The sequence below is a fragment of the Microbacterium bandirmense genome, assembly GCF_037204185.1.
Classification (GTDB): Bacteria; Actinomycetota; Actinomycetes; order Actinomycetales; family Microbacteriaceae; genus Microbacterium; species Microbacterium bandirmense.
This window is the reverse complement of the sequence record NZ_JBBDGM010000005.1, coordinates 151,485-175,242: the sequence shown is the minus strand read 5'-3', so window position 1 is coordinate 175,242 and position 23,758 is coordinate 151,485. Positions and strand designations below refer to the sequence as shown.

The 23,758-nt window shown below is 70.5% G+C and carries 22 protein-coding genes; 8 read left to right on the top strand and 14 right to left on the bottom strand.

The annotated features are described in order from the left end of the window. Positions 1-38 precede the first annotated feature (38 nt). Positions 39-1,718, bottom strand: a complete 1,680-nt coding sequence (locus WDU99_RS07655; protein ID WP_337331856.1) for an ABC transporter substrate-binding protein — start codon at positions 1,716-1,718, stop codon at positions 39-41. A 163-nt stretch (positions 1,719-1,881) separates the two neighbouring features. Between WDU99_RS07655 and WDU99_RS07650 the strand changes: the two genes are divergently transcribed. The 4 genes from WDU99_RS07650 to WDU99_RS07635 all read left to right on the top strand — a co-directional run bounded on the left by WDU99_RS07650 (position 1,882) and on the right by WDU99_RS07635 (position 5,379). Further along, positions 1,882-3,114 carry an LCP family protein gene (locus tag WDU99_RS07650; protein ID WP_337331855.1) on the top strand — a complete coding sequence of 411 codons (1,233 nt, stop codon included), beginning with the start codon at positions 1,882-1,884 and terminating at the stop codon, positions 3,112-3,114. 49 nt (positions 3,115-3,163) lie between these two features. After that, the gene (locus tag WDU99_RS07645) at positions 3,164-4,033 is read left to right on the top strand and encodes a spermidine synthase (protein ID WP_337331854.1); all 870 of its coding nucleotides are present in this window, start codon (positions 3,164-3,166) and stop codon (positions 4,031-4,033) included. A gap of 250 nt (positions 4,034-4,283) precedes the next feature. Then, complete coding sequence (locus WDU99_RS07640; protein ID WP_337331853.1) at positions 4,284-4,814, top strand: hypothetical protein; 531 nt, start codon at positions 4,284-4,286, stop codon at positions 4,812-4,814. Positions 4,815-4,890: 76 nt separating this feature from the next. After that, entirely contained in the window at positions 4,891-5,379 is a 489-nt protein-coding gene (locus tag WDU99_RS07635; protein ID WP_337331852.1) for a SprT-like domain-containing protein, read from the top strand. 6 nt (positions 5,380-5,385) lie between these two features. Here WDU99_RS07635 and WDU99_RS07630 read toward each other — a convergent pair whose 3' ends face one another. The 10 genes from WDU99_RS07630 to WDU99_RS07585 form a co-directional block, all read right to left on the bottom strand. Then, a complete protein-coding gene (locus WDU99_RS07630) occupies positions 5,386-5,787 on the bottom strand; it encodes a DUF3054 domain-containing protein (protein WP_337331851.1) in 402 nt (133 codons plus the stop codon). Between the two features lie 67 nt (positions 5,788-5,854). Continuing rightward, complete coding sequence (locus WDU99_RS07625) at positions 5,855-6,514, bottom strand: 2-phosphosulfolactate phosphatase (protein ID WP_337331850.1); 660 nt, start codon at positions 6,512-6,514, stop codon at positions 5,855-5,857. Between the two features lie 133 nt (positions 6,515-6,647). Beyond that, positions 6,648-8,123: an ABC transporter permease gene (locus WDU99_RS07620; RefSeq protein WP_337331849.1), complete on the bottom strand. Its 1,476-nt coding sequence runs from the start codon at positions 8,121-8,123 to the stop codon at positions 6,648-6,650. Beyond that, on the bottom strand, positions 8,120-8,881 hold the full coding sequence (locus WDU99_RS07615) for an ABC transporter ATP-binding protein (protein ID WP_337331848.1): 762 nt from the start codon (positions 8,879-8,881) through the stop codon (positions 8,120-8,122). The genes WDU99_RS07620 and WDU99_RS07615 overlap by 4 nt, the downstream gene beginning before the upstream one ends. Positions 8,882-8,978: 97 nt before the next feature. Continuing rightward, positions 8,979-9,614, bottom strand: coding sequence for a response regulator transcription factor (locus WDU99_RS07610; protein ID WP_337331847.1), 636 nt, complete (start codon positions 9,612-9,614; stop codon positions 8,979-8,981). A gap of 27 nt (positions 9,615-9,641) precedes the next feature. Further along, positions 9,642-10,838, bottom strand: a complete 1,197-nt coding sequence (locus WDU99_RS07605; protein WP_337331846.1) for a sensor histidine kinase — start codon at positions 10,836-10,838, stop codon at positions 9,642-9,644. Positions 10,839-10,916: 78 nt separating this feature from the next. Next, the gene (locus WDU99_RS07600; RefSeq protein ID WP_337331845.1) at positions 10,917-11,708 is read right to left on the bottom strand and encodes a class I SAM-dependent methyltransferase; all 792 of its coding nucleotides are present in this window, start codon (positions 11,706-11,708) and stop codon (positions 10,917-10,919) included. Positions 11,709-11,734: 26 nt separating this feature from the next. Next, positions 11,735-12,853, bottom strand: coding sequence for an AMP-binding protein (locus WDU99_RS07595; RefSeq protein ID WP_337331844.1), 1,119 nt, complete (start codon positions 12,851-12,853; stop codon positions 11,735-11,737). Positions 12,854-12,892: 39 nt separating this feature from the next. Further along, a complete protein-coding gene (locus tag WDU99_RS07590) occupies positions 12,893-13,804 on the bottom strand; it encodes a 1,4-dihydroxy-2-naphthoyl-CoA synthase (protein WP_337331843.1) in 912 nt (303 codons plus the stop codon). A gap of 10 nt (positions 13,805-13,814) precedes the next feature. Then, positions 13,815-14,495, bottom strand: coding sequence for a DNA alkylation repair protein (locus WDU99_RS07585; RefSeq protein ID WP_337331842.1), 681 nt, complete (start codon positions 14,493-14,495; stop codon positions 13,815-13,817). Between the two features lie 54 nt (positions 14,496-14,549). Here WDU99_RS07585 and WDU99_RS07580 point away from each other — a divergent pair, with 54 nt between their 5' ends. Continuing rightward, on the top strand, positions 14,550-15,248 hold the full coding sequence (locus tag WDU99_RS07580; protein WP_337331841.1) for a peptidylprolyl isomerase: 699 nt from the start codon (positions 14,550-14,552) through the stop codon (positions 15,246-15,248). Positions 15,249-15,391: 143 nt separating this feature from the next. On the opposite strand, the gene WDU99_RS07575 is transcribed toward WDU99_RS07580, so the two are convergent. Continuing rightward, the gene (locus WDU99_RS07575) at positions 15,392-16,405 is read right to left on the bottom strand and encodes a permease prefix domain 1-containing protein (protein WP_337331840.1); all 1,014 of its coding nucleotides are present in this window, start codon (positions 16,403-16,405) and stop codon (positions 15,392-15,394) included. A 1-nt stretch (position 16,406) separates the two neighbouring features. Further along, positions 16,407-16,739: a PadR family transcriptional regulator gene (locus WDU99_RS07570; protein ID WP_337331839.1), complete on the bottom strand. Its 333-nt coding sequence runs from the start codon at positions 16,737-16,739 to the stop codon at positions 16,407-16,409. A gap of 183 nt (positions 16,740-16,922) precedes the next feature. Here WDU99_RS07570 and WDU99_RS07565 point away from each other — a divergent pair, with 183 nt between their 5' ends. After that, positions 16,923-17,903 carry an o-succinylbenzoate synthase gene (locus WDU99_RS07565; protein WP_337331838.1) on the top strand — a complete coding sequence of 327 codons (981 nt, stop codon included), beginning with the start codon at positions 16,923-16,925 and terminating at the stop codon, positions 17,901-17,903. Between the two features lie 30 nt (positions 17,904-17,933). Here WDU99_RS07565 and WDU99_RS07560 read toward each other — a convergent pair whose 3' ends face one another. Further along, a complete protein-coding gene (locus WDU99_RS07560; RefSeq protein WP_337331837.1) occupies positions 17,934-18,551 on the bottom strand; it encodes a TetR/AcrR family transcriptional regulator in 618 nt (205 codons plus the stop codon). 123 nt (positions 18,552-18,674) lie between these two features. Here WDU99_RS07560 and WDU99_RS07555 point away from each other — a divergent pair, with 123 nt between their 5' ends. Further along, positions 18,675-21,674 (top strand): MMPL family transporter, encoded by a 3,000-nt coding sequence (locus WDU99_RS07555; protein WP_337331836.1) that lies wholly within the window; start codon positions 18,675-18,677, stop codon positions 21,672-21,674. Continuing rightward, positions 21,671-23,692, top strand: a complete 2,022-nt coding sequence (locus tag WDU99_RS07550; RefSeq protein WP_337331835.1) for a YhgE/Pip domain-containing protein — start codon at positions 21,671-21,673, stop codon at positions 23,690-23,692. The genes WDU99_RS07555 and WDU99_RS07550 overlap by 4 nt, the downstream gene beginning before the upstream one ends. The last annotated feature ends 66 nt before the right edge of the window (positions 23,693-23,758 follow it).

Sequence of the window (23,758 nt, the reverse complement as noted above, 5' to 3'; positions counted from 1 at the left end):
TCGCGCGCGGGGAGGACCCGGGGTCAGAGCGGGCGGGGTTACTCGGTGAGGACGATGTCCGTGAAGACCTCGTCGTTCACCGGGCTCGCCGGGTAGCTCTCCACACGCGGGCTGAAGGCCAGCGTCGGCGCCGGGTGCGCGATCGGGACACCCGGGATGAACTCGGCGACCTGCTCATTGATGGCCTCGTAGAGCGCCGTCTGGTCCTCCAGGCTGGAGACGCCACGGGCATCCGAGAGGGCCTTGAACAGCTCGGGGTTGTCGAAGCCCCACTCCGCGCTCTTCTGGCCGAAGAAGACGCCGACGAAGTTGTCGGTGTCGTTGTAGTCACCGGTCCAGCCGAGCAGGTGGATGCCGTGGTCCGACCCTGCCGTGATCTTCTCGAGGTAGTCCGGGCTCCACGCGTCGGTCTCGGGGGTGATCTTCACACCGACCTCCTCGAGCTGCTTGGCCAGCACGGTGAAGATCTGCTCGGGGTCCGGCATGTACGGACGCGAGACGTTGACCGGGTAGTTGAAGGTCAGCGCGAGCGGGTTGTCGGCCGTGTAGCCGGCCTCTTCGAGCAGCGACTTCGCCTTGTCGGCGTCGTACTCGTAGGTGGTGACGTCTTCGTTGTAGCCGTTGACGACCGGCGGCACGAACTGAGTCGCCTTCTCGGTGCCCTCCGGCAGGACCTGCTTGATCAGCGCGTCCTTGTCGACCGCGTACGACAGCGCCTGACGCACCTTGATGTCCTGCAGCTCCGGGACCGCCTGGTTGAACGCCAGGTAGAGGATCGTGAACGGCGGGCGGGACACCATCGTGAAGCCGTCGTCGGCGAGAGCCTGCGTGTCGGCGGGACCGACCAGGTCGTAGCCGTCGATGTCGCCGGCCTCGAGTGCCTGGCGGCGGGCGGTCGGGTCATCGATGACCCGGAAGATGATCTCCTCGATCTGACCCTGCTCGCCCCAGTAGTCGGCGTTCGCGGTCAGGGTGACGTTCTCACCCGGCGCCCACGAGTCGAACTGGAACGGACCGGTGCCGACGGGGTGCCCCTTCGCGTATTCGGAGAGCGTGGGCGCCTCGGCGGTGCCGCCGACCTCGTCTGCGCTGAACTCCTCGAGAGCCGAAGGGCTCTGCATCGCGAATGCGGGGAGCGAGAGGGATGCCACGAAGCCCGCGAACGGCTTGTTCAGCTCGATCGTGACCTTGTCGTCGCCGTCCGGGGTGCACGACTTGTAGACGGCGTCCTGCGGGTTCGACGAGTAGCCCTTGAAGAGCTTGTTGTAGTAGTAGCCGACGGCCTCGGAGGCCAGCACGCCGGTCCAGTTGTACCAGCGCTCGAAGTTGAAGCACACGGCCTCGGCGTTGAACGGGGTGCCGTCGTGGAAGGTGACGTCCTGCTTCAGCGTGAAGGTGTGCGACATGCCGTCCTCGGACGAGTCCCACTCCTCGGCGAGCAGGGGTGCCGGGTCGGCCGTGCCGGGCTCCGTGCCGACGAGGCCCTCGAAGATCTGGCGGGAGACGCGGAAGGTCTCGCCGTCCTGGGCGACCGACGGGTCGAGACCCTGGGGGTCGGACGAGGCCGCGAACACGAACGTGGTGTCGACGTCGGCGGCCGCGTCGTCGCCTCCGCTGTCATCGCGCTCGCTGGCGACGCAGCCGGTCAGCGCGATGGCTGCGACGGCGACTCCGGCGGCAAGGGCGATCCCTCGCCTGCGCAGGGGGCTGTGGGTCATGATGAACCTCTCTTGTGAACGCTACGTTGCGCGGATCGGGGCGACATCGCTCCCTCACACGTGATGATCCGACGCCGCCGACGGATTCCAAACCCCGGCGCGTTGCGATCCGGTATCGGCTTTGCCAGGCCTCCCGGGGGTGACGGCGGTAGGGTCTGTGCTCATGACGCGCACTCCCCTGGCACGACATGCGCCGCAGCGCACGCCGACGGCGGCCGGCTCGCTGCTTCGGATGCTGGGAATCGCCCTCGCGGTGATCACCGTCTCGGCCGTGGCCGTGGCCGGCTTCATCGTGGTCGATCTGATCAACAGGGTGGGCGAGGACGCCGTGACCCTCGAGGACGCCCCGTCGGTCGCCCCTCCTTCGCTCGGCGAGTACCCCGGCGAGTTCGCGGTGCTGCTCGTCGGAACCGACGAATGCGGGGCGGTGTCTACCGAGCGGCTCGGCGAGCGGTGCGTCGGCGAAGAGGGCATCCGCAACGACGTCAACCTGCTCGTGCACGTCTCAGCCGCCCCGCGCAAGGTGACCGTCGTGTCACTGCCGCGCGATCTGATGCTCGAGGTGCCCGAGTGCACCCGGGAGGACGGCACCGTGGCAGCCGCACTGGCGAAGGCGCCCATCAACAGCGTCTTCCAGCACGGCGGACTCTCGTGCGTCGCGAAGACGGTGACCGAGCTGAGCGACATCCCGATCGGCTTCGCCGCGAAGCTGAGCTTCGACGGCGTGATGAAGATCACGGATGCCATCGGCGGGGTTCCGGTCTGCATCGGCGCCGGCGGCCTGAAGGACCGCGAGACCGGTTTGGACTGGCCGGCCGGCATGCGCACCATCTCGGGGTACGACGCGCTGCAGTTCATCCGGGTGCGCAAGGGCATCGGCGACGGCAGCGACCTGGCGCGCATCTCGAACCAGCAGCAGTACATGTCGCGTCTGGCGAAGAAGGTGCTCAGCAGCGAGACGCTCACCGACGTGCCCACGCTGATGCGCCTCGCGAGCGTCGTCGCCGACAACGTCGACCCCAGCGACACGCTCGCCGATCCTGTGCGGATGGCACAGCTCGCGCTGGCGCTGAACGACGTGCCCTTCGACGATTTCGTCTTCCTGCAGTACCCGACCCTCGATGATCCCGCCGACTCCGGGCGGGTCGTGGCGAACGAGACCGCCGCCGCGCCGATGTGGGAGGCGATCATCGCCGGGCAGTCGATGCGGATCACCGGCAAGGCGAGCAACCACGGCGGCGCGGTGGCCGAGGAGCAGACCGAGCCCGAGGAGTCCGCGGCACCCGAGCCCTCCGGGTCGCCGACGCCCACGGCGTCGGCGACCCCGCCGGACGAGACCGTTCTCTCGGAGCAGATCAGCGGCATCGACCTGAACCAGGAGACCTGCTCGGGCTGAGCGGGTGCGAACCGGCTCGGCTCGGACCATGGCCGGATAGGCTCGGACGATGGGCAGGGCACGCGGGCGCGACACCGAGAACCCGCGCGTGCGGCTCGACCACGGCGGGACCGCCGAGATCGCGGCATCCGAGTTCACGAGCGGCTTCGAGCTGATCGTCGACGGCACACCGCAGTCGCACGTCGACCTCGACGACCCGACCCACCTGCACTTCGAGTACATCGTGCGCATGGGCGCGGTCATCGATCAGCTCGGCGCATCGGCATCCGCCCCACTCAGCGCGGTGCATCTCGGCGCCGGCGCACTGACGATCCCCCGCTACATCGCCGCCACCCGGCCCGGATCCCGCCAGCAGGTCATCGAACTCGAGGAGCCGCTGGTCGCCCTCGTGCGCGAGCACCTGCCGCTGCCGCGAGGTGCCGCCGTGCGCATCCGCATCGGCGACGCGCGCGAGGGCCTGCGTCGCCTGCCGCCGGCGCTGACCGGCCACTGCGACCTGGTCGTCTCCGACGTGTTCTCGGGCGCGCAGACCCCTGCGCACCTGACCAGCGTCGAGTTCTACCGCGAGATCTCCGCGCTGCTCGCGCCGAGCGGCGTGCTGCTGGTGAACGTCGCCGACGGGCCCGGCCTGGCATTCGCCCGACGGCAGGTCGCGACGGTGTCGACCGTGTTCCCCGAGGTGGCGCTGCTCGCCGACACGCAGGTGCTCAAGGGGCGCCGGTTCGGCAACCTGGTGCTGGTCGCGTCGGCGTCATCGCTGCCGACCGAATGGCTACCGCGGATGCTGGCCGCCGGCCCGCACCCGGCGAAGATCGCGCAGGGCGACGAAGTCGCCGCCTTCGCCCGCGGGGCGACGATCGTGACGGATGCCGACGCGGTGGCATCCCCGCGCCCCGACGCCGGCCTGTTCCTGCGCTGAAGCGGGTCTCAACCGGGTATTCGATGCCGAGAACCCGCTCGGGAGAACGCGTTGCGAGGTAATAGCCGACCGGCGTGCTGAAATCGGTCACGAAGAGGACAACGAATGGGATGAAGCGGGAGACTTGGTTTCAGAGCGCAAGACCACCTTGCAGGGCGTGGCTCGACTCGTTCGCGGATCGGCGAGGCAGACTGTCAGTACCGTCGCGGAGCACGGTCGCGGAGTGCGGTCGCGGAGAGGAGCCATCGTCGTGAATTTGATCCGGGGATACGACCCAGAGACCCTTCGTGAGCTGATCGACGAGCGCGAGTGCGCGATGCGCCTCGAGGAGATCGAGCATCAGCGCAGCCTCCCGGTGCTGCTGGAGCGGGTCTGGCTGCTGAAGGTGCTGGACCGCCTCGACGAGGCCCTCGAACTCGCCGACGAGACCGTTCGCCAGGCCCGCATGGCCGGCACACGCAAGGATCTGCTGCGGGCCCGCGTGCTGCACGCCACCGTGCTGCAGAACCGCGGCGCGCACGCCGCAGCCGCGCAGGAGCTGGCGACCTGTGCGCACGAGGCTGAGGGCCAGGGCTGGGCCGGCATCGCCGCTTTCGCGTACCAGCACCACGGCAAGAACGCCTACGAGGCGGGCGACTTCGATTCGGCGCGCGACAGCTTCAAGCAGTCGCTGTTCCTGCGGCGCTCGGCCGGCGCCGACGACACCGAGCTCGAGAAGGCGCTGCGGGCCATCGAGGCCGCAGAGCGGCGCAGCACGACGACACCGGGCGTGCTCGTCTGACCGGGGTGGCCGGTTCCTGAGCGAGCGCAGGCGAGCCGAAGATCCCGATGTCGGATGTGAACCCTAATCTGATCTCATGGCTGATCTGAATCGCGTGCGGGTCTGGGGTGAGGCGCTGATCAGCTTGCACCTCGACGACACGTGGACGTTCGACTTCGACCACGCCAAGCGGCGCGCGGGTCTGTGCGACTATCAGCGCAAGCGCATCACGGTGTCGCGCTACCTGGCCGCCCGGTTCGACGACGACGAGATCCATCAGACTCTGCTGCACGAGGTGGCGCACGCGCTCGCCGGGCATACCGCCGGTCACGGGCCGGAGTGGAAGCACATCGCCCGCGACCTCGGCTACGTCGGCGGCACCACGCATCACGGCGAGACCGCGACAGAGCTCGCGCCGTGGATCGGCCGATGCCCATCGGGTCACATCGCCTACCGGCATCGGCGTCCCGCCCGCGAGACCTCGTGCGCGAAGTGCTCGCGGCGCTTCGACCGCCGCTACCTGTTCGAGTGGCGTCGTCGTGAGATCACGGCCGCGGATCGTCTGGCTGCGCAGCTTCCCCGCTGAGTCCGGTCAGTGCTCTCCGGCGTCCGACTCCGCCGGCCGCGCATCAGTGGGCGGGCGGAACCGGCGCACGAGCAGGGTGATCAGACGCCATCCGAGCAGGAACGCGCCGAGCACCAGCGTGGCCACGATGATGAACGGCGTCTCGGCCGTATCTCCGGTGGCGACGCGCAGCAGCATCCCTCCAGTGACGGTGACGATCCACACGATCACACCCCACCCGAGCGACCACGGCCGTCGCGGGCGCGCCGGCACGAGCGCGGCGAGCGCGTGCCCGACGACGAGCGCGACGAGGAACGGCCAGGCCGTGAGCAGGAACCCCAGCGGATCCTCATTGTGCGAGGCGCGGCCGATCGCCGCGAAGACGAGCACCAGGACGGCGTCGAGCACGAGCGCGGGGAGGTACCTCATGGCGCAACTCTATGCGGATGGCGGCATGTTCCGCGGTGCCCGCGCCGAACGAGGGCCGGGCGACCGCTCAGGCGAAGGGTTCGAACGAACCGTCGCGCAGCACGGGAACCGCATCGCCGGCGTCGAGCTCGGCGCACTCCTCGACCGTGGCAGGGCGGATGCCATCGGCCAGCATCCGCTCGGTCGACGCGACGCCCTCTGCCAGCTCCCGCCCCGACGCGCTGCCTATCAGCAGGTGCCGCAGCCCGCGACGCAGCGACCGGAACGATTCCCCCGCGGCAGCGGCCTCGGGCGAGGAGTGATCGATCCCGAGGTCGGAGAGCGCGGCGATCACCGCGCCGGCGCCGAGCTGATCCTCCACCGCGAAGCGCAGCGCGCCCGCCCCGGTCAGCTCGCCGGCCGCGATCACGTTCACCGAGGTGCGCGCACCGCGACGCTCCTGCAGGGTCATGACCGCGCGGGCCGTCGCCGCCGCGTTTCGGATGCCGCCGAGCACCACGACCGGGTCACCCTGATCCCCCTGTGCGGCTGCGGCGACGGCCGCCCCGTTGGACGACCAGGCGCGGGCGCGCTCCAGCGCGACGGGGGCGCCGGCGACAGCATCCGCCATCGTCGACGAGAACCGCAGCACGTCGACGACCACCACCACGTCGGCGGGGGCGAGCCGCGCGAGCCCCTCGATCCCCCACTCGAAACGGACCTGGTACGACGACTGCGAGAACGGCATCCGCTCAGCCTATTCGCCAGCGACTTCGGGAACGGATGCAGGGAGTCTGAACGGATGCAGGGAGATTCTTCGGCGTGTCGGCTCACAAGTGTTCAATCGACCTGCATCCGTTCCGGTGCGGGGGGGGAAGGAGTCAGGCCGCGGCGAGCGCCTCGACCGGGGCGACCCGGGTGGCCAGCCGCGTCGGGGTGACCGCGGCGACGACCGTGAGCACGGCTGTCGCGAGCACGATGATCACCACCGGCAGCCACGGCACGGCCGGATACACGAGCCCGGCCGGCTCGAAGTCGGGCAGCACCGGCACCGAGCCCAGCAGCGACTGCGCCGCGACCCAGCCGTACACGATCCCCAGCAGCAGGCCGGTCACGGTCGCAGCCACCGTGATGTGCACGGCCTCCAGCAGCACCATCCGACGCACCTGCCCGCCCGTCAGGCCGATGGCCCGCAGCAGCCCCAGCTCGCGCCGACGCTGCACGACGCCGATCGTCAGCAGATTAACCAGGCCGACCGCCGCGATCACGCCCGAGACCGCGACCAGCACCATCATCACCGCCGCGAACCCGTCGAGCACGACGAAGGTGTCGCCGAGCGAGGCTTCATCGCTCTGTCGGCTCATCAGCGCCTTGGTGGATTCCAGAGCGACGGCGAACATCGTCACCAGCGTCACCCCCATGACGACGCCGATCGCCATGCGACTCGAGCGCTCCGGGTACCGCAGTGCGTTCTCGGCGGCGAGACGTGCGGTCGCCGAACCGCCGAACATCCGGCCGACCAGCCGCAGGATCGGCGGCATCACCATCGCCGCGCCCAGGGTCAGGCCGGTGAACGACAGCACCCCTCCCACGAAGGCGATGACCACACCCAGGGGTGTGACCAGCCCCACCATCACACCGAACACCAGCAGCGCGGCCCCCAGGATGAGCATCAGCAGCGCGCCGACATGCCGGCCACGGTGCGACGCCACGTCGTCGTGCGTGCGCTCGACCGAACCTCCCAGCGCCTGCAGCGGCGTGACGGTCAGCACCCGGCGCGAGCCGACCCACGCGGCGAGCCAGGTGGTCAGCGCGACTCCGACGACCGGCAGCAGCAGGCCGGGCTGCATCAGGCTGAAGCCCTCGGGGGCGCCGTTGAGCAGGCGGTCGCCCACCAGCATCCCCGCGGCCGACGCCGCCACCCCGACGACGAGGCCGATGCCCGCGCCGATCACGCCGACGACGAAGCCCTGCCCCGAGACCTCGGAGCGCTGCGAACGCGCCGACGCCCCGATCAGCCGCATCATCGCGATGCGCCTGGTGCGCCCCGCGATGATCGTCGAGAACGTGTTCGCCGTGACGATCGCCGCGACGTACATCGCGACCGCCGTCAACAGCGCCGAGAGGATGATCACCACGATGGCGAGCGTCTCGCTGTCTCCGATGTACGGATCGGCCTGCAGATATGCGCCGATGTAGGCGGTCACCTCGACGAGGATGACTCCGAACGCGGCCGTCAGCGCCGAGACGAGGATGCTGGCTCCCATGCCCCGCTCGCGCAGCCACCCCAGGCGTGCGCGGGCGGGCCGCTCGAGATCGAACCGCGACACCGCGACGGCCGCGCCTGCGGGCGTCATGCCGCCACCTCCGTCGCGAGCATGTACGACGAGATCTGCTCGGCGCTCTGCTGCGGATGGTCGGCGACGATGCGGCCGTCGCCGAGGAACAGCACGCGATCGGCGTGGCTGGCCGCGACGGCGTCGTGGGTGACCATGGCGATCGACTGACCGTGCTCGCGACTGGCGGTGGCGAGCAGCTGCAGCACCTCGCGACCTGTCGCCGAGTCGAGGTTGCCGGTGGGCTCGTCCGCGAAGACGAGATCGGGCGCGGTGGCGAGCGCACGGGCGATGGCGACGCGCTGCTGCTGTCCGCCCGACAGCTCGTGCGGACGGTGGGTGAGACGGGAACCGAGCCCGAGCGTGTCGATGAGGCCGTCGATCCGTGCGCGTTCGATCGCCGAAGGCCGGCGTCCGTCGAGCTCGAACGGCAGCAGGATGTTGCCCAGCGCATCGAGCGTGGGAACCAGGTTGAAGGCCTGGAAGATGAAGCCGACCCGGCGGCGGCGCAGGATCGTCAGTTCGAGGTCGCCCAGTCCGGTGATCTCGGTGTCGCCGATCCACGCGCGCCCCTCGGTGGGGGTGTCAAGGCCGGCCATGATGTGCATCAGCGTCGACTTGCCCGAGCCCGAAGGACCCATGATCGCCGTGAACTGTCCACGGCGCACGCCGACGCTGATCCCGTCGAGTGCCCGCACGCCGGCGTCGCCCGCGCCGTAGGTCTTGGTGAGGTTCTGGACACGGGCGGCGAGGCCGAGGTCCGAGGTCGTGATCTCCATGACTTCGACGCTATTTCCGCTGTGCGGTGGCGCACATCGCCCCCGGGGAGCATCCGCCGTACATCGGCAGGATGATCTGCGTCCGTGCCTGAGTGGGTCAGGCGAGCCCGTGCTCGAAGGCGAACACCACCAGCTGCACGCGGTCGCGCAGCATCAGCTTCTGCAGGATGCGGCTGATGTGCGTCTTGACCGTGGCCTCGCTCAGGAACTCCCGCGCGGCGATCTCGGAGTTCGACAGCCCACGGGCGGCGAGCGCGAAGATCTCCCGCTCGCGGTCGGTGAGCTCGCCGTACTGGGGCGGCACCGGCTTGGTCTCGGCGGTGAAGTGCGCGAACAGGTCGCGCGTCGCCGCTGCCGCGATCACGCTCGACCCCGAATCCACGGTGCGGATCGCGGCGAGCAGGAACTCGGGGTCGGCGTCCTTCAGCAGGAAGCCGCTCGCCCCCTGCTGGATCGCCCTTGCTGCGGCCTCGTCGAGGTCGAACGTCGTGAGCATCACGATGCGCGGCGCGGCGGGCTGCTTCAGCAATTCGGCGGTCGCGGTCAGGCCGTCCATCACGGGCATCCGGATGTCCATCAGCACCACGTCGGGCCGCGTGCGGGCGACCACCTCGAGCGCCTCCCGGCCGTCGCCGGCCTCGCCGACGACGTCCATGTCGGGCTGCGACGCGACGAGCATGCGGATGCCCGCCCGGAACAGTGCCTGGTCGTCGACGAGCACGACCTTGATCATGGGGACCTCCTGCGGGTCGACGGCGGGTCAGCGCGCGAGGGCCGACCCGATCGGCAGGGTGGCCCTGACGACGAACGAACCGGAATCCGGTCCGGCCACGAGCGTACCGCCCACCAGCTGCGCCCGTTCGCGCATTCCGATCAGTCCGTGCCCGCCCGCGGGTGGCCTGGCGGCGGTGCCGAAGCCGTTGCTCACCACGATCTCCACGCGGTCGGCCAGCCACGACAGCCGCACGTCGACCCCGCCGTCGCCGTGCCTGAGCGCGTTGGTGAGCGCCTCCTGCAGGATTCGGTACACAGCCAGCTGGATCGCCCCCGGCGGCTCGCCCGGGGGCATCGGGTCCACGGTCACCCGCGGCTCCACACCGGCCTGCCGCACCTGCGCGAACAGGGTCTCGAGGTCGGCGAGTGTCGGCTGCGGGCCGTCGCCCTGGCGGTGCCGGAGCTGGGTGAGCAGCATCCGCACATCCGACAGCGCGGAGCGGGCCGTCGTCGCGATCGTGCCCAGCGCCTGCTGCGCGATCCCGGGGTCGGCGGCCGCGGCGTAGCGCGCGCCGTCGGCCTGAGCGATCACCACGGCGAGCGAGTGCGCCACCACGTCGTGCATGTCGCGCGCGATGCGCACCCGCTCCTGCTCTTCAGAGGCGACGGCCTCTGCGCGCAGCTGCGCCTCGCGCGTCTCGCGTCCGTGCCGCACGACCCGCCACAGCAGACCGGCGCCCCACGCGATGACCAGCGCGAAGCCGACCGTGGTGCCCATCAGCAGCGCGACCAGGGCCACGCGCGTCAGCACATCAGGCGGCGACTCCCGCAGCAGATCGACCTGAAGCAGTCCCATGTACAGACCTGCGACGATGCCACCGGCGAGCGCCGATGCGCCGCCGATCCACAGCAGCCGGCGCGACCCCCACGCGGCCGTGCCGAACAGCACCACGAAGACGGCGATGTCGAACGGCACCGGCGGGAATCCGAAGGCCATCTGCGCGGCCGCGCCGATCCACGCGATGATCAGCGCGAGTGCGGGCGCGATCCGGGCGATGGCCGCGGCGCCCCACAGGACGGTGCCGATGACGAGATGCACCGTGATGGCGAGCCACTCCGGCTGCATCCATGCGCTGAGCGACCCGGTGCCGAGCACGAACGACAGCGGCAGCGTGACCAGCAGGCCGAACACGCTGCCCACGATGTCGAGCGCGAGCCAGGTGCGCGAGATGGGACGGAACACGCTCTCACGCTACGGGAACTGTCGATGTGCAGCATCCGCCTGGGGATGTATCCGGCGGTGCGCCTTCAGACCCGGGCGTCAGCTCCGGCAGAGCACCTCGCCGTGCGGCACGAGGTACCAGCCGTCGCCGTCGTCGGCCCAGGAGCGCCACGCGTCGCTGATCTGCTGCAGCTGGTCGCGGGTCGCCAGGCCGTCGCGCTGCAGCTGGTGCGCGAGGGCGGATTCCAGGATGCGGTCGGCCCACATCCCGCCCCACCAGGCGCGCTCCTCGGGTGTCGCGTAGCACCAGGTGGATGCTGTCGCCGTGACCTCCGTGAAGCCGGCTGCCCGCGCCCACGACAGCAGCCGGCGGCCGGCATCCGGCTCACCGCCGTTCGCCCGCGCCGCCGCGCGATACAGCCGCAGCCATTCGTCGAGCTCGGGAATCAGCGGGAACCAGTGGAACCCCGCATAGTCGGCATCCCGCGCCGCGACGACGCCTCCTGGTTTGGCGACGCGGCGCATCTCGCGCAGCGCCTGCACCGGGTCGACGACGTGCTGCAGCACCTGGTGCGCGTGCACGATGTCGAACGTGTCGTCGTCGAAGCTCAGTGCATGCACGTCCTCGACCGAGAAGTCGATGTTGCCGGCGCCGCGCTCGGCGGCGAGCTTCTGCGACAGGCTCAGGGCGTCGGTGTTGATCTCGGTCGCCGTCGCGCGCCTGACCCGCCCGGCGAAGTCGACCGTGATCGTGCCCGGCCCCGCTCCGACATCGAGCAGGTGCGCGTCAGCGCTGAGGAGCGGCTCGAGGTAGGCCGCCGAGTTCGCGATGGTGCGGGTGTTGTGCGATCGCAGCACCGAATCGTGGTGCCCATGCGTGTAGACGGCCATGCGCACCAGTCTGCCGCAGCCCGGGCTCAGTCCGTGACGAGCCGGCGGATGGCCTCGCGGTCGGGTTTGCCCGAGCTCAGCAGCGGCATCTGCATCGAGGTCTCGATCATCATCGGACGCGCATGCCGGCCGATCTCGGCGGCCACACGTGCGCGGGCGTCCTCCAGCATCCGAGCCCCGTCCCGACCCGATGCCGGTGCGAAGATCACCGACGCCTCGCCCCACTGGTGGTCCGGCACGCCCACGACGACCGCCTGCTCCAGACCCGGTACGCCGCGCACGATCCGCTCCACCCTGTCGAGCGAGATGTTGATGCCGCCCGACACGATGACGTTGTCGATGCGGCCGTGCACGCGCACCACGCCGTCTTCGACCACACCGTGATCGCCCGTGCGATACCAGCGCTCGCCACGGTCATCCACGACGAACGCCCTCTCGGTGAGCGTCGCGTCGCCCAGGTAGCCGTCGGCCAGCATCGGCCCGGCGATGCGCAGCTCGCCGTCGATCTCGCGCACCGTGACGCCGTCGAGGGGCACCCCGTCGTACACGCACCCTCCGCTGGTCTCGCTCGCGCCGTAGGTGCGCACGAGCGCCACCCCCAGTTCGAGAGCCCGGTCGGCGATGTGGGCCGGCAGCGCCTGCCCGCCCACGAGCACGGCCCGGTAGGCGCGCAGCGCCGCGAGCACGACCGGGTCAGCGGCCGCATCGAGCAGTGTGGTCAGCTGGGCGGGCACCATCGATGTGTACAGCTCAGGGCCACCGGTGTGCTGCAGGGTGGCCGCGGCGAACCCCTCGGGGCTGAATCGTCCCTCGAGCATCACGGGGTGGGTGCCCGCCAGCAGCGAGCGCACCAGCACCTGCAGCCCCGCGACATACCCGGCAGGCAGCGCCAGCACCCAGCGCCCCGAGCCGACCCGGGCCGCGGTCGCGTGAGCGCTCGCCCGCAGGGCATCGGCGCTGAGCACCACCTGTTTCGGCACGCCGCTCGATCCCGAGGTGGCGATCACCACCGCGGTGCCCTCCGGCACCTCGTCGGTGTGGGTCGGCAGCATGCCCAGTCCCAGCGCCGGTCCCCCGGCGAGCGCCGAGCGGATGCCCTCGAGCACCTCCCGGGGATCATCGCCGGCCAGTGGCTGCAGTCTCACCGCGTCCTCCATCTCGTTCCGGAACGGAAAGGGGGCGGGCTAGAAGTGGTAGGGGAAGGGCGACCAGTCGGGGGCGCGCTTCTCGAGGAACGAGTCGCGGCCCTCGACGGCCTCATCGGTGCCATAGGCCAGGCGGGTCGCCTCGCCGGCGAACACCTGCTGGCCGACCATGCCGTCGTCCACGGCGTTGAACGCGAATTTCAGCATCCGAATCGCCGTCGGAGACTTCGTCAGGATCGTGCGCGCCATCGCGATCGCCTCGCGCTCGAGCGACTCGTGCGAGACGACGCGGTTGACCGCACCCATCTCGTGCGCGCGCTGCGCGGAGTACTCCTCGGCGAGGAAGAACACCTCGCGGGCGAACTTCTGGCCGGTCTGGCGGGCCATGTACGCGGAGCCGTATCCGGCGTCGAAGCTGCCCACATCGGCATCCGTCTGCTTGAACCGGCCGTGCTCGGCCGACGCGATCGTCAGGTCGCAGACCACGTGCAGCGAGTGCCCGCCACCGGCCGCCCAGCCGGGGACGACCGCGATGACGACCTTCGGCATGAACCGGATCAGACGCTGCACCTCGAGGATGTGCAGGCGGCCGGCGCGCGCCGGATCCTGCACGCTCGTCTCTTCGGCGCTGTACTTGTACCCGTCACGGCCTCGGATCCGCTGGTCGCCGCCCGAGCAGAACGCCCACCCGCCGTCCTTCGCGCTCGGGCCGTTGCCAGTGAGCAGCACCACGCCGATCCGCGGATCCTGCCGGGCGATGTCGAGCGCACGGTAGAGCTCGTCGACCGAGTGCGGACGGAAGGCGTTGCGCACCTCGGGCCGGTCGAACGCGATGCGGGCGATGCGCCCGTCGAGCGAGACGTGCGCGGTGATGTCGGTGTATCCCTCGGCTCCGGGCGCGAGGGTCCATTCGGCGGGGTCGAAGAGATCGGAGACGGATGCTGAGGTCACGCCATCCACCCTATTGCGCACGCTCGTGCGGCGGCAGTTTCGCCCTCGCCTCGCGGCGCACCGGTGCCGGCAACCGGTCGCCCATGCGCTCCAGAAACGCGCGCACTTCGTCAGGGGCGACAGCGCCCGCATGCTTGAGTGCGATGCCGACGGGCTTGGCGACCAGCGGATCACGGTCGTCCGCGAGCAGTTCGGCCAGGCGCAGCAGATCGATGATCCCGGGCCGGTGCGCGGGCCGGGTGTAGACGAGCGGCGCAGTCATCGCCGTACGACGACGCAGCGGATCGGATGCGGCGGCGAGCGCGAACAGCGGCTGGCGCGACCGATTCCGCAGGAAGGCGCCGACCACCCGCGGAGCGGCGCGATCCACCATGTCCCAGGAGTCGATGCTGTCGTGCCGACGCAGATACAGTTCGCAGCGCTCCTCCCGCTCGACGTCCGGCATACCCGGACGACGCACTTGGAAATCCAGCACGCAGAATGCTGCCAGGCGCGGTTCGTACGCCCGCTCGTCGAGCAGCTTCTCGACCTCGTCGAGGGGCGTCGTTCGACTGCGGTGCTTCGCTATGTCGAACAGCGTGCCCATCCGCACGCCCAGCACTCCGCCGTGCCCCTTGTAGTGCCGGTTCGGATGTGCCAGCGGGTCGGCCACAGCACGCAGGTCGCTCAGCATCTCTGCCGCGGTGCTCATGACCACACAGTACCGTCGTCGGAACCGGCGAGCGGCGTCGCGTACGATCGTGGCGTGCCTCTGACATCATCGCGCCTGCATCGTTCCCTGCTCGCCCTCACCGCCGCTGCCGCGCTCGCGCTGACCGGCTGCGCGTCGACTCCGGATGCCCCGGATGCTCCGGCTGCGGCCCCGTCTCAGAGCGACGCGCCCGTGGCATCCGGCGAATGCAGCTATTCGACCGACGCGCGCCCGGCGTCGCGGGCGGTCGACCTGCCCGACACCGTGCCGACGGCCAGCGGACAGGTGCCGGTGACGATCACGACGAGCGTCGGTGACCTCGCCGTGACGCTGGATGCGGATGCCGCGCCCTGCACGACCAACAGCTTCCTCTCGCTGGCCGAGCAGGGGTACTTCGACGGCACGAACTGCCACCGTCTGACGACGCAGGGCATCTTCGTGCTGCAGTGCGGCGACCCGACGGGCACCGGAACCGGCGGCCCCGGGTATTCGTTCGCCGACGAGCTCAGCGGCTCTGAGACTTACGAGGCCGGCACGCTGGCGATGGCCAACGCGGGCCCCGACACGAACGGCTCGCAATTCTTCGTCGTGTACGCCGACACCCAGCTGGCGCCGTCGTACACCGTCTTCGGTCACCTCGACGAGGCCAGCGTGAAGGTCGTCGCCGACGTCGCCGAGGCCGGCACCGAGTCGGGCCAGCCCGACGGCGCACCCAAGACTCCCGTGGCACTGGAGTCGGTGACGGCCGGCTGACGCGGCGGCCGTTCCGGTCGCAGTTTCTGCCGCTTGGCGCACGCCTGCGGCTGTTCCCGTCGCAGAAAGTGCCGCTTCGCGATGCGCGAAGCGGCACTTTCTGCGACCCGGGCCGGTCGCGACTGAAGATGCGTCGGATGCCCTCAGCGGGCGATCCGGCTGATCCTCGCGGCTCGCGCGCGGCGCACCTTCAGCCAGCCGTCGATGATGTCCCACGTCGCCACTCCGACGATGACGACGGCCAGGATGATCGCCAGGATGCGGCCGACCTCACCGGGCACATCGTCGCGTCCCAGCGTCGCATCGACGAACGCGGGATTGAGCAGGCGGTCGGCGACGACCAGATACAGCGCACCCGCGGCGAACACGATGGCGGTGACGGTGTTCACGACGGCGAGCACGGGCGTCCACCCGCGTCGGACGAACACCGCGACCGCGATCGCGGCCTCGACGCCGATGATCACCAGGGCGGCGCCCGTCCACCACGGCCACAGCTGCGGATCGAGCACGGAGAGCACCGTCGTCTGCGACCCCAGCCCCACGCCGACGTCGACACGGCCGTCACCGATCAGGACGAGACCGATGAAGTGGTCCCACAGCAGTGCCGCCGCGAAGGCTCCGAGCATGATGAGCGAAGCGATGAGATCGCCACGGCTGGCGCCGGACTCCTGCGGCTCGGGCAGCGAGTCGACCGACCAGCGAATCCCCATGTCTGCTCCGGTGCGCTCGAGCACCGCGAACACGACAGTCGTCCAGAACCCCACATGCACGATCGTGCCGATGATGACCACCACGACCTCGCCGATGATGGTGCCGACGGGATCGTTCGCCACCATCCCGGCGATGGCGACGCCCACCGCCGCGCAGGCCGGCACGATGGCGAGCAGCAGCTTCAGCAGTCGCCACCACATGAGGTAGTACTTCGGCCCGATCAGGTGCAGGGGGCGGTCGGCGTAGCCTGCGGCGAGGCTGCCGGGATCGCCGAGCTCGGTCAGCACGCTGCGCTCAGCAGCCTCGTGCGCTTCGCCCTGATCGGTGCGGGCAGCGACGGCATCCGCGATCGAGGCATCGAGCTCGTCGCGCACCTCGGTCTGGAGGCCGGGCGGAAGGCTGCGGACGGTCGCGGCGATATAGCGTTCGGTGAGCGTGGCGGTCATGTCAATCTCCAGTGGGAAGGGCGGCGGTCGCGGCAGCGATGGCCGCGACCTCCTGCGTCATGGTCGCGGCGAGGCGGACGCCTGCCGGTGAGGTGCGGTAGAACTTGCGCGGGCGGGCCTCGTCGGTGTTCCACTCGCTGTCGAGGTACCCCTGCTTCTCAAGGCGGCGCAGCAGGGGGTAGAGCGTGTTCGCGTCGGTGGGGAAGCCGGCGGACGTCAGCTGCTCGAGGAGCCCGTAGCCGTAGCCCGGCGTCCGCAGCAGCTGCAGACTCGCGAGCACGATCGTGCCGCGCCGCAGTTCCTGCAGGTGTACATCGAAATCCGGTTCGGTCATGTTCACGACGATAATGTGTGTCGCACACCATTGTCAATTGCACATCAATGTGAGGCGTGGGTCGGGCCGGCGCACGTTCAGAACTCCGGAAGAATCCACCGGATCGACCACCCAGCAGTCGGAATCGGGTCCGACCCGCAGATTTCTCCGGAGTTGTGTGCAGCAGACGGGCATGATGGACGCATGACGCCTGCGATCGATGACCTGCTCGCCACCGCCCGCGTGGTCGCGCTGCCGATGAACACGCGGTTCCGCGGCGTCGACACCCGCGAGGCTCTGCTGTTCGAGGGCCCGCAGGGGTGGGCGGAGTTCTCGCCGTTCGTCGAGTACGACGACGCCGAGGCCGCGACCTGGCTGGCCGCGGCCATCGACTTCGCGTGGAACGAGCAGCCGTCGCCGCTGCGCGAGCGCATCCCGGTGAATGCCACAGTCCCCGCCGTCGAAGCGGGTCGCGTGTCCCAGGTGCTGGCCCGATTCGACGGGTGCCGCACGGCCAAGGTCAAGGTCGCCGAGCGCGGCCAGCAGCTGTCCGACGACATCGCCCGCGTGCGGGCCGTGCGCGAGGGAATGGGACCCGAGGGCCGCATCCGCATCGACGCGAACGGCGCCTGGAACCTCGACGAGGCCGAGCACGCCATCCATGCCATGGCCGAGTTCGACCTGGAGTACGCCGAGCAGCCCTGCGCCACCGTGCCCGAGCTGGCCGAGCTGCGCTACCGCGTCAAGCACAAGGGCATCCTGATCGCCGCCGACGAGAGCATCCGCAAGTCCGGCGACCCGCTCGCGGTCGCGCGGGCGAAGGCCGCTGACCTCATCGTCATCAAGGCGCAGCCGCTCGGCGGCATCCGGCACGCACTGCAGATCGTCGCCGCGACGGGGCTGCCAGCAGTGATCTCCAGCGCACTGGACACGGCCGTCGGACTCGCCCAGGGCGCCGCGTTGGCAGCATCCCTGCCCACCCTCGACTTCGACTGCGGCCTCGGCACGGCGGCGCTGTTCGCCGACGACGTCGCTGAGGCGCGACCGCAGCGCGGGTCGGTGTCGGCCGCGCGTGTGACTCCGGATGCTGCCGCACTAGAACGGCTGGCCGCGAACGCCGACCGCCAGGACTGGTGGATCGAGCGGCTCGCGCGCTGCCATGCACTTCTCGCCGCGCGAGACTGACCGCGAAACCGCGAAACCGCGAACGACGCCTCAGACGGTCAGCGCCTCCACCAGCCGGCCGAGCGCCTCACTGGCGATGTCGTGAAGTCGAGCCTCTCCGTCGGCGGCCATCGCGCCGCGCACGGTCATGCCCTCCCACGCGATCATGAGCAGCCGAGCCGCGAGGTCCGGCTCCAGTCGCAGGGCGATTGCGCCCGTGTCGACGATGTCGCGGATGATCTCGGCGATGCTCGCCACCAGCTCGCTCTCCTGTGCGAGGAACGCCTCGCCGAAGGCCGGGTCGCGCAGCGCGCGGATGCGGATCTCGCTCATCAGCATGACGCTGAGGCGGTCGTCGCCGCCGGCGTCCATCACCCGCTGCACGAGCTCGACGGGGTCGGCGTCACCGAGTGCGCCCTCGGCGGCCATGCCGGTGACCTGCTCGCGCACGGCGTTCAGGCGCTCTTCTGCGACGGTGCCGGCGAGGGTGAGGAACAGCTCGTCCTTCGACTCGAAGTTGGAGTAGAAGGCGCCGCGGGTGAATCCGGCGCGTTCGCAGACGGCCTCGACGGTGGCCCCGTCGAGACCCGCCTCGGCGAAGACCTGCGCGGCTGCGTCGAGCAGACGAGCGCGGGTGTTCTCCCTGCTGCGGGTCGCTGTGGATGTCATGGCTGCTGCCTCCTGGACGTCACTCTATGTTCACATCCGGTGCACAGATTGCGGGAGTGAGATGCCCTTACGATACATGTACGTACTGAATACACCTGTGTATTGAATCCGCCGGAGGCACGCGTGTCCACTCTGCTCTCTTCCCTGGGACGCTGGTCGTTCCGGCACCCCTGGCGAGTCCTCGTCAGCTGGCTGATCGTGCTGGGAATCGTCGGCGGCGGAGCCCTGGTGCTCAACGCCGGCACCGACGACGCCTTCTCCATCCCCGGCACCGAATCGCAGGCAGGACTCGAGCAGCTCGAGCGCACCTTCCCCCAGGTGAGCGGCACGAACGCGCAGTTCATCGTGGTCGCCGCCGACGGCGACGACATCACCGATGCCGCCTACCGCGACGAGATCGACGGCGCGGTCGACGAACTCGCCGACTTCGACGGCGTGCTGGCGGTCACCTCGCCGTACGACGAGAACATCGACGGCATGGTCAACGACGAGCACACGGCGGCCATCGTGCGCCTGCAGTTCGACGGGCAGGTCACCGACGTTCCCGACAGCGTCAAGACCGACCTGCAGAATGTCGTCGATGAGCTCAGCGCCGAGCTGCCGGAGGGCTCGCAGACCGCGCTCGGCGGCGACCTGTTCGCCATGTCGATGCCCACGATCACACTCACCGAAGCCGTCGGCGTCGTGATCGCCCTGCTCGTGCTGATCGTCACCTTCCGCTCGTTCGTCGTCGCCGGCATGCCACTGCTCACCGCTCTGCTCGGCGTCGGCATCTCGATGGCCGGCATCTTCGCGGCCACCGCTTTCGCGACCGTGTCGTCGACCACGCCACTGCTCGCGCTGATGCTCGGCCTCGCCGTCGGCATCGACTACGCGCTGTTCATCATCGCCCGTCACCAGGACCAGGTGCGCGAGGGCATCGACCCCGAGGAGTCCGCGTCCCGCGCGGTCGGCACCGCCGGCTCCGCGGTGGTCTTCGCCGGCATCACCGTGATCATCGCCCTCATCGGACTCGGCTTCGCGGGCATCCCGTTCCTGACGACCATGGGAGTCGCGGCCGCCGTCGCCGTCGCCGTCGCCGTCGCCATCTCGGTGACGCTGACGCCGGCCGTGCTCGGCTTCCTGAAAGGGCGGGTCGCCGGGCGCCCGCGCCGGCCGCGCCGCGCCGCCGCCCCTGCTCAGCGCCGCCGCCCCTCCTCAATCACGTCGACAGAGGGGGGCCGCGGCGATCAGCAGGGGCGGGAGCAGAGTGAGGCCGAGAAGTCGAGTGACTCCGAGAAGTCGGATGCCACGGCCCCGGCCCCCCGGCAGGGTTTCGCCGCCCGCTGGGTCGGCGGCGTCACCAAGCGTCCGATCCTCGTGACCATCGCGATCGTGCTCGGTCTCGGCGTCGTGGCGGTGCCCGCGCTCAGCCTGAACCTCGCACTGCCCAACGCCGGCGTGCTGCCGAAGGGCTCGGAGGCGCGCGTCAGCTACGACCTCACCGCCGAGGAGTTCGGTCCCGGCTTCAACGGCCCGCTGATCCTCACCGGCACGATCGTCACCTCCACCGACCCGCTCACCCTGATGCAGGACCTCGGCGACGAGGTCGCGGCGCTCCCCGGGGTCGCCGAGGTGGCGCTGGCCACCCCGAATGAGACCGCCGACACCGGCATCGTGCAGATCATCCCCGAGACCGCGCCAGACGACCCGGCGACCAGCGACCTGGTCCGCGAACTGCGTTCGCACCACGACGAGTGGCTCGACGAGTACGGCATCGACCTGAAGGTCACCGGCTTCACCGCCGTCGCGATCGACATCTCCGACCAGCTGGGCGCCGCACTGCTGCCCTTCGGAATCTTCGTGATCGGCCTCTCGCTGATCCTGCTCGCGATCGTGTTCCGCTCGATCTGGGTGCCGATCACCGCCGCCGCCGGATATCTGCTCTCGATCGTCGCGTCTTTCGGCGTCGTGGCCGCCGTGTTCGAGTGGGGCTGGTTCGCCGACCTGCTGCACGTGGCGCGCACCGGACCGATCATCTCGTTCATGCCGATCGTGCTGATGGGCGTGCTGTTCGGCCTGGCCATGGACTATCAGGTGTTCCTCGTCTCGCGCATGCGTGAGGACTACGTGCACGACCCCGCGCGCTCCGTCGCGGAGAACCGCCGTGCAGCGGCGATCCGCGCCGTGCGCTCGGGATTCACCTCCTCGGCCCGCGTCGTCACCGCCGCCGCGCTGATCATGTTCGCCGTGTTCGTGGCGTTCGTGCCCGAGGGTGACTCGTCGCTGAAGCCGATCGCCCTGGGCCTCGCGGCCGGAATCGCGATCGACGCGTTCCTCGTGCGCATGACGCTGATCCCCGCGGTGATGGCGATCCTCGGCGACCGCGCCTGGCACATCCCGCGCTGGATGGAGAAGATCCTGCCGCACGTCGACATCGAGGGCGAAGCGGTCGAGCGTGAACGCGCGCTCGAGCAGTGGCCGGGCGATGACAGCATCCTCGCCGCCGACGACCTCACGCTCGACGCCGCCGGCATCGACCGCGCGCACCTGCGCCTCGCGCCCGGTGGATCGCTGATCGTCACCGGCGCCGCACCGCGCTCGCTGCGCACGCTCGCGCTGGCCCTCGCGGGCCGCGTGAAGCCGGATGCCGGGCGCCTGCGCGTCGACGGGCACCTGCTGCCCGGACGCGCGGCCTGGGTGCGAGCCCGGGTGGGCATCGCCCTGCTGGGTGACGCGGATGCGGCATCCGAGCTCTCCGAAGCGCTGCGCGGGCGCACCGGCCTCGTCGTCATCGACGGCGTCGACCGCCTCACGTCCGCCGAGCGCGACCAGGTCGCCGCGCGCCTCCGCGACGCGGGCTCGGCCACCGCCGTGGTGCTCACGACACCGAACCCGGATGCTGCGCAGCTGCTCCTCAGCGAGGCCGGCCGCCCCGTGGCATCCGTCGCCGACCTCCGCCGCGCCCCCTCTGCGCGTCCGGGCCCCCTCGCGCCGACGCATCCAGGAGGGGGCGTCGACGACCAGCGGGGGCCTCGGCGAGCAAGCAGCGCTGCCCTGGCCAGCGCCGCTGACGACACGACTTCCGACACCACTGAGGTGAACGCATGCGATGTACTGAGCGAACGGAGTGAGACGAAGTGACCCTTCCCATCGAACGCGCCCGCTCGCGGCGCCCGATCACCTGGCTGACGCTCATCGGCGTACTGCTGCTGCCCGCGATCGTCGGCGGTATCCTGGTCGCAGCGCTGCAGAATCCGACCGGGCGTCTCGACGCCATGACCGCTGCCGTGGTGAACCTCGACAAGCCCGTCACGATCGACGGCCAGTACACGCCGCTCGGCCGTCAGCTGGCCGCGGGGCTCGTCGAGGGCTCCGACGAGATGGACTCGAACCTGACCTGGGTGATCTCCAACGAGGACGACGCCGCCGACGGCCTCGCCGATGGCGAGTACCAGGCGATCGTGACGATCCCGAAGTCGTTCTCAGAGGACGCGACGTCGGCGGGATCAGCCCTGCAGACCGGCGACGCCGGTGCCGAGCAGGCCGAGATCACCGTGACCACCGCCCCCGACGGCCGCGTCGCCGACGGCCTGATCACCCAGCAGATCGCCTCGGTCGCAGCATCCACCATGGGCACGATGCTCAGCGAGGCGACGATCGGGAACGTGCTGGTGGGCTTCAGCACGATCGGCGACCAGATCGGCGAGGCCGCCGACGGCGCCGCGCAGCTCGCCAACGGCGCGAAGGGAGCAGCCGACGGGGCGTCCGAGATCCCCGCCGGCGCCGACAAGCTCGCCGAAGGCGCAACCGGCATCGCCACCGGCGCGACCGGTCTCTCGGACGGCGCCTCTCAGCTGGCGGGCGGTCTGGGAACCATCTCGGCCAAGACCCGCGAGGCCGGCGACGGAGCCACCCAGCTCGGCCAGGGGCTGATCGGAGGAGCCGCGACGCTCGAGCAGAACGGGATCGTTCCCGACCAGCTGTTCACGGCGGCGAACGGCGCGAAGGATGCCACCGCGGGCGTCGCCACCGGCGTCACGGGCGTGCAGTCGGGGATCGACGACCTGGTCGCGGCGTGCGGAATGCGCACCCCGGGGGTCGACCCGATCGGCGACCAGGTGTGCGCAGGACTCACCGAGATGCAGGGCGGCCTGCCCGAGCTCGTGCAGGCCGCCGATGGTGCGCAGCAGGCGGCCGCCGGCACCGCGCAGGGCCTGAGCGCCCTCGACACTCAGGCGCCGAAGGCCATCGCCGACCAGATGCGCACCGCCGGAGCGGCGGCGACCCAGCTCGGCAGCGGTCTCGGCCAGCTCGCCGATGGCGTGTCGGAGTCGGCCAACGGAGCGATCGGACTGGCTGACGGAGCATCGCAGCTCGGCGACGGCGCCACCCAGCTGGGCGACGGTGCGACCGCGCTCGGCGAAGGTGCGGGCGAGCTCGCCACCGGCCTGGGCACCCTGGCCTCCGGCACGGGAGACCTCGCCGACGGCCTGCAGACCGCCGCGACCTCGCTGCCCTCGTTCAGCGACGAGCAGTCGACGTCGCTCTCGTCGGTGATCGCGAACCCGGTGGCGTCGTCCACCGACGCGGATGCCATGTTCGGGCCCACCACCATCCCCCTGCTGACCGCCGTGGTGCTGTGGTTCGGGGCGCTCGCCTCGTTCATCGCGCTGCGCGCCGTCCCCGGCAACCCGCTCACCTCGCGGCGCTCGTCGATCGGCATGGTGCTGCGCGGGTTCTGGCCCGCGGCGGCCCTCGGCGCAGGACAGGGCGTGCTGGCCGCGCTGGTCGTGCAGATCGTCGCCGAGTACGACGCGACGGCCTGGTGGGGATTCGCCGGGTTCGCCATGCTCGCGGGGGTCGCTTTCGCGGCGATCAACCAGGCGCTGGTCGCGGTGTTCGGCGGCATCGGCCGCTGGGTCAGCGCGCTGGTGGGCGTGCTCGCACTGGCGACCGGCATCATCTCGACCGTGCCCGCGTGGCTCGCGAGCCTGGGGGCGGCCATGCCGACCGCACCGGCTCTGACCGGACTGATCGCACCGGACGGTGCGGCTGCCGCCGGACTCATCGTGTGGGGAGTGCTGTCGATCGGAGCGGCGACGCTGGCCGTCGCCACCCGGCGCACGACGAGCGCCAGGACCGCCCTCGCGACGGCCTAGCCTCGACGGATTCGTCCACCAGCGCGCAACGTGGCACGGCGCAGCGATCATGCGCCGCTAGCCTCG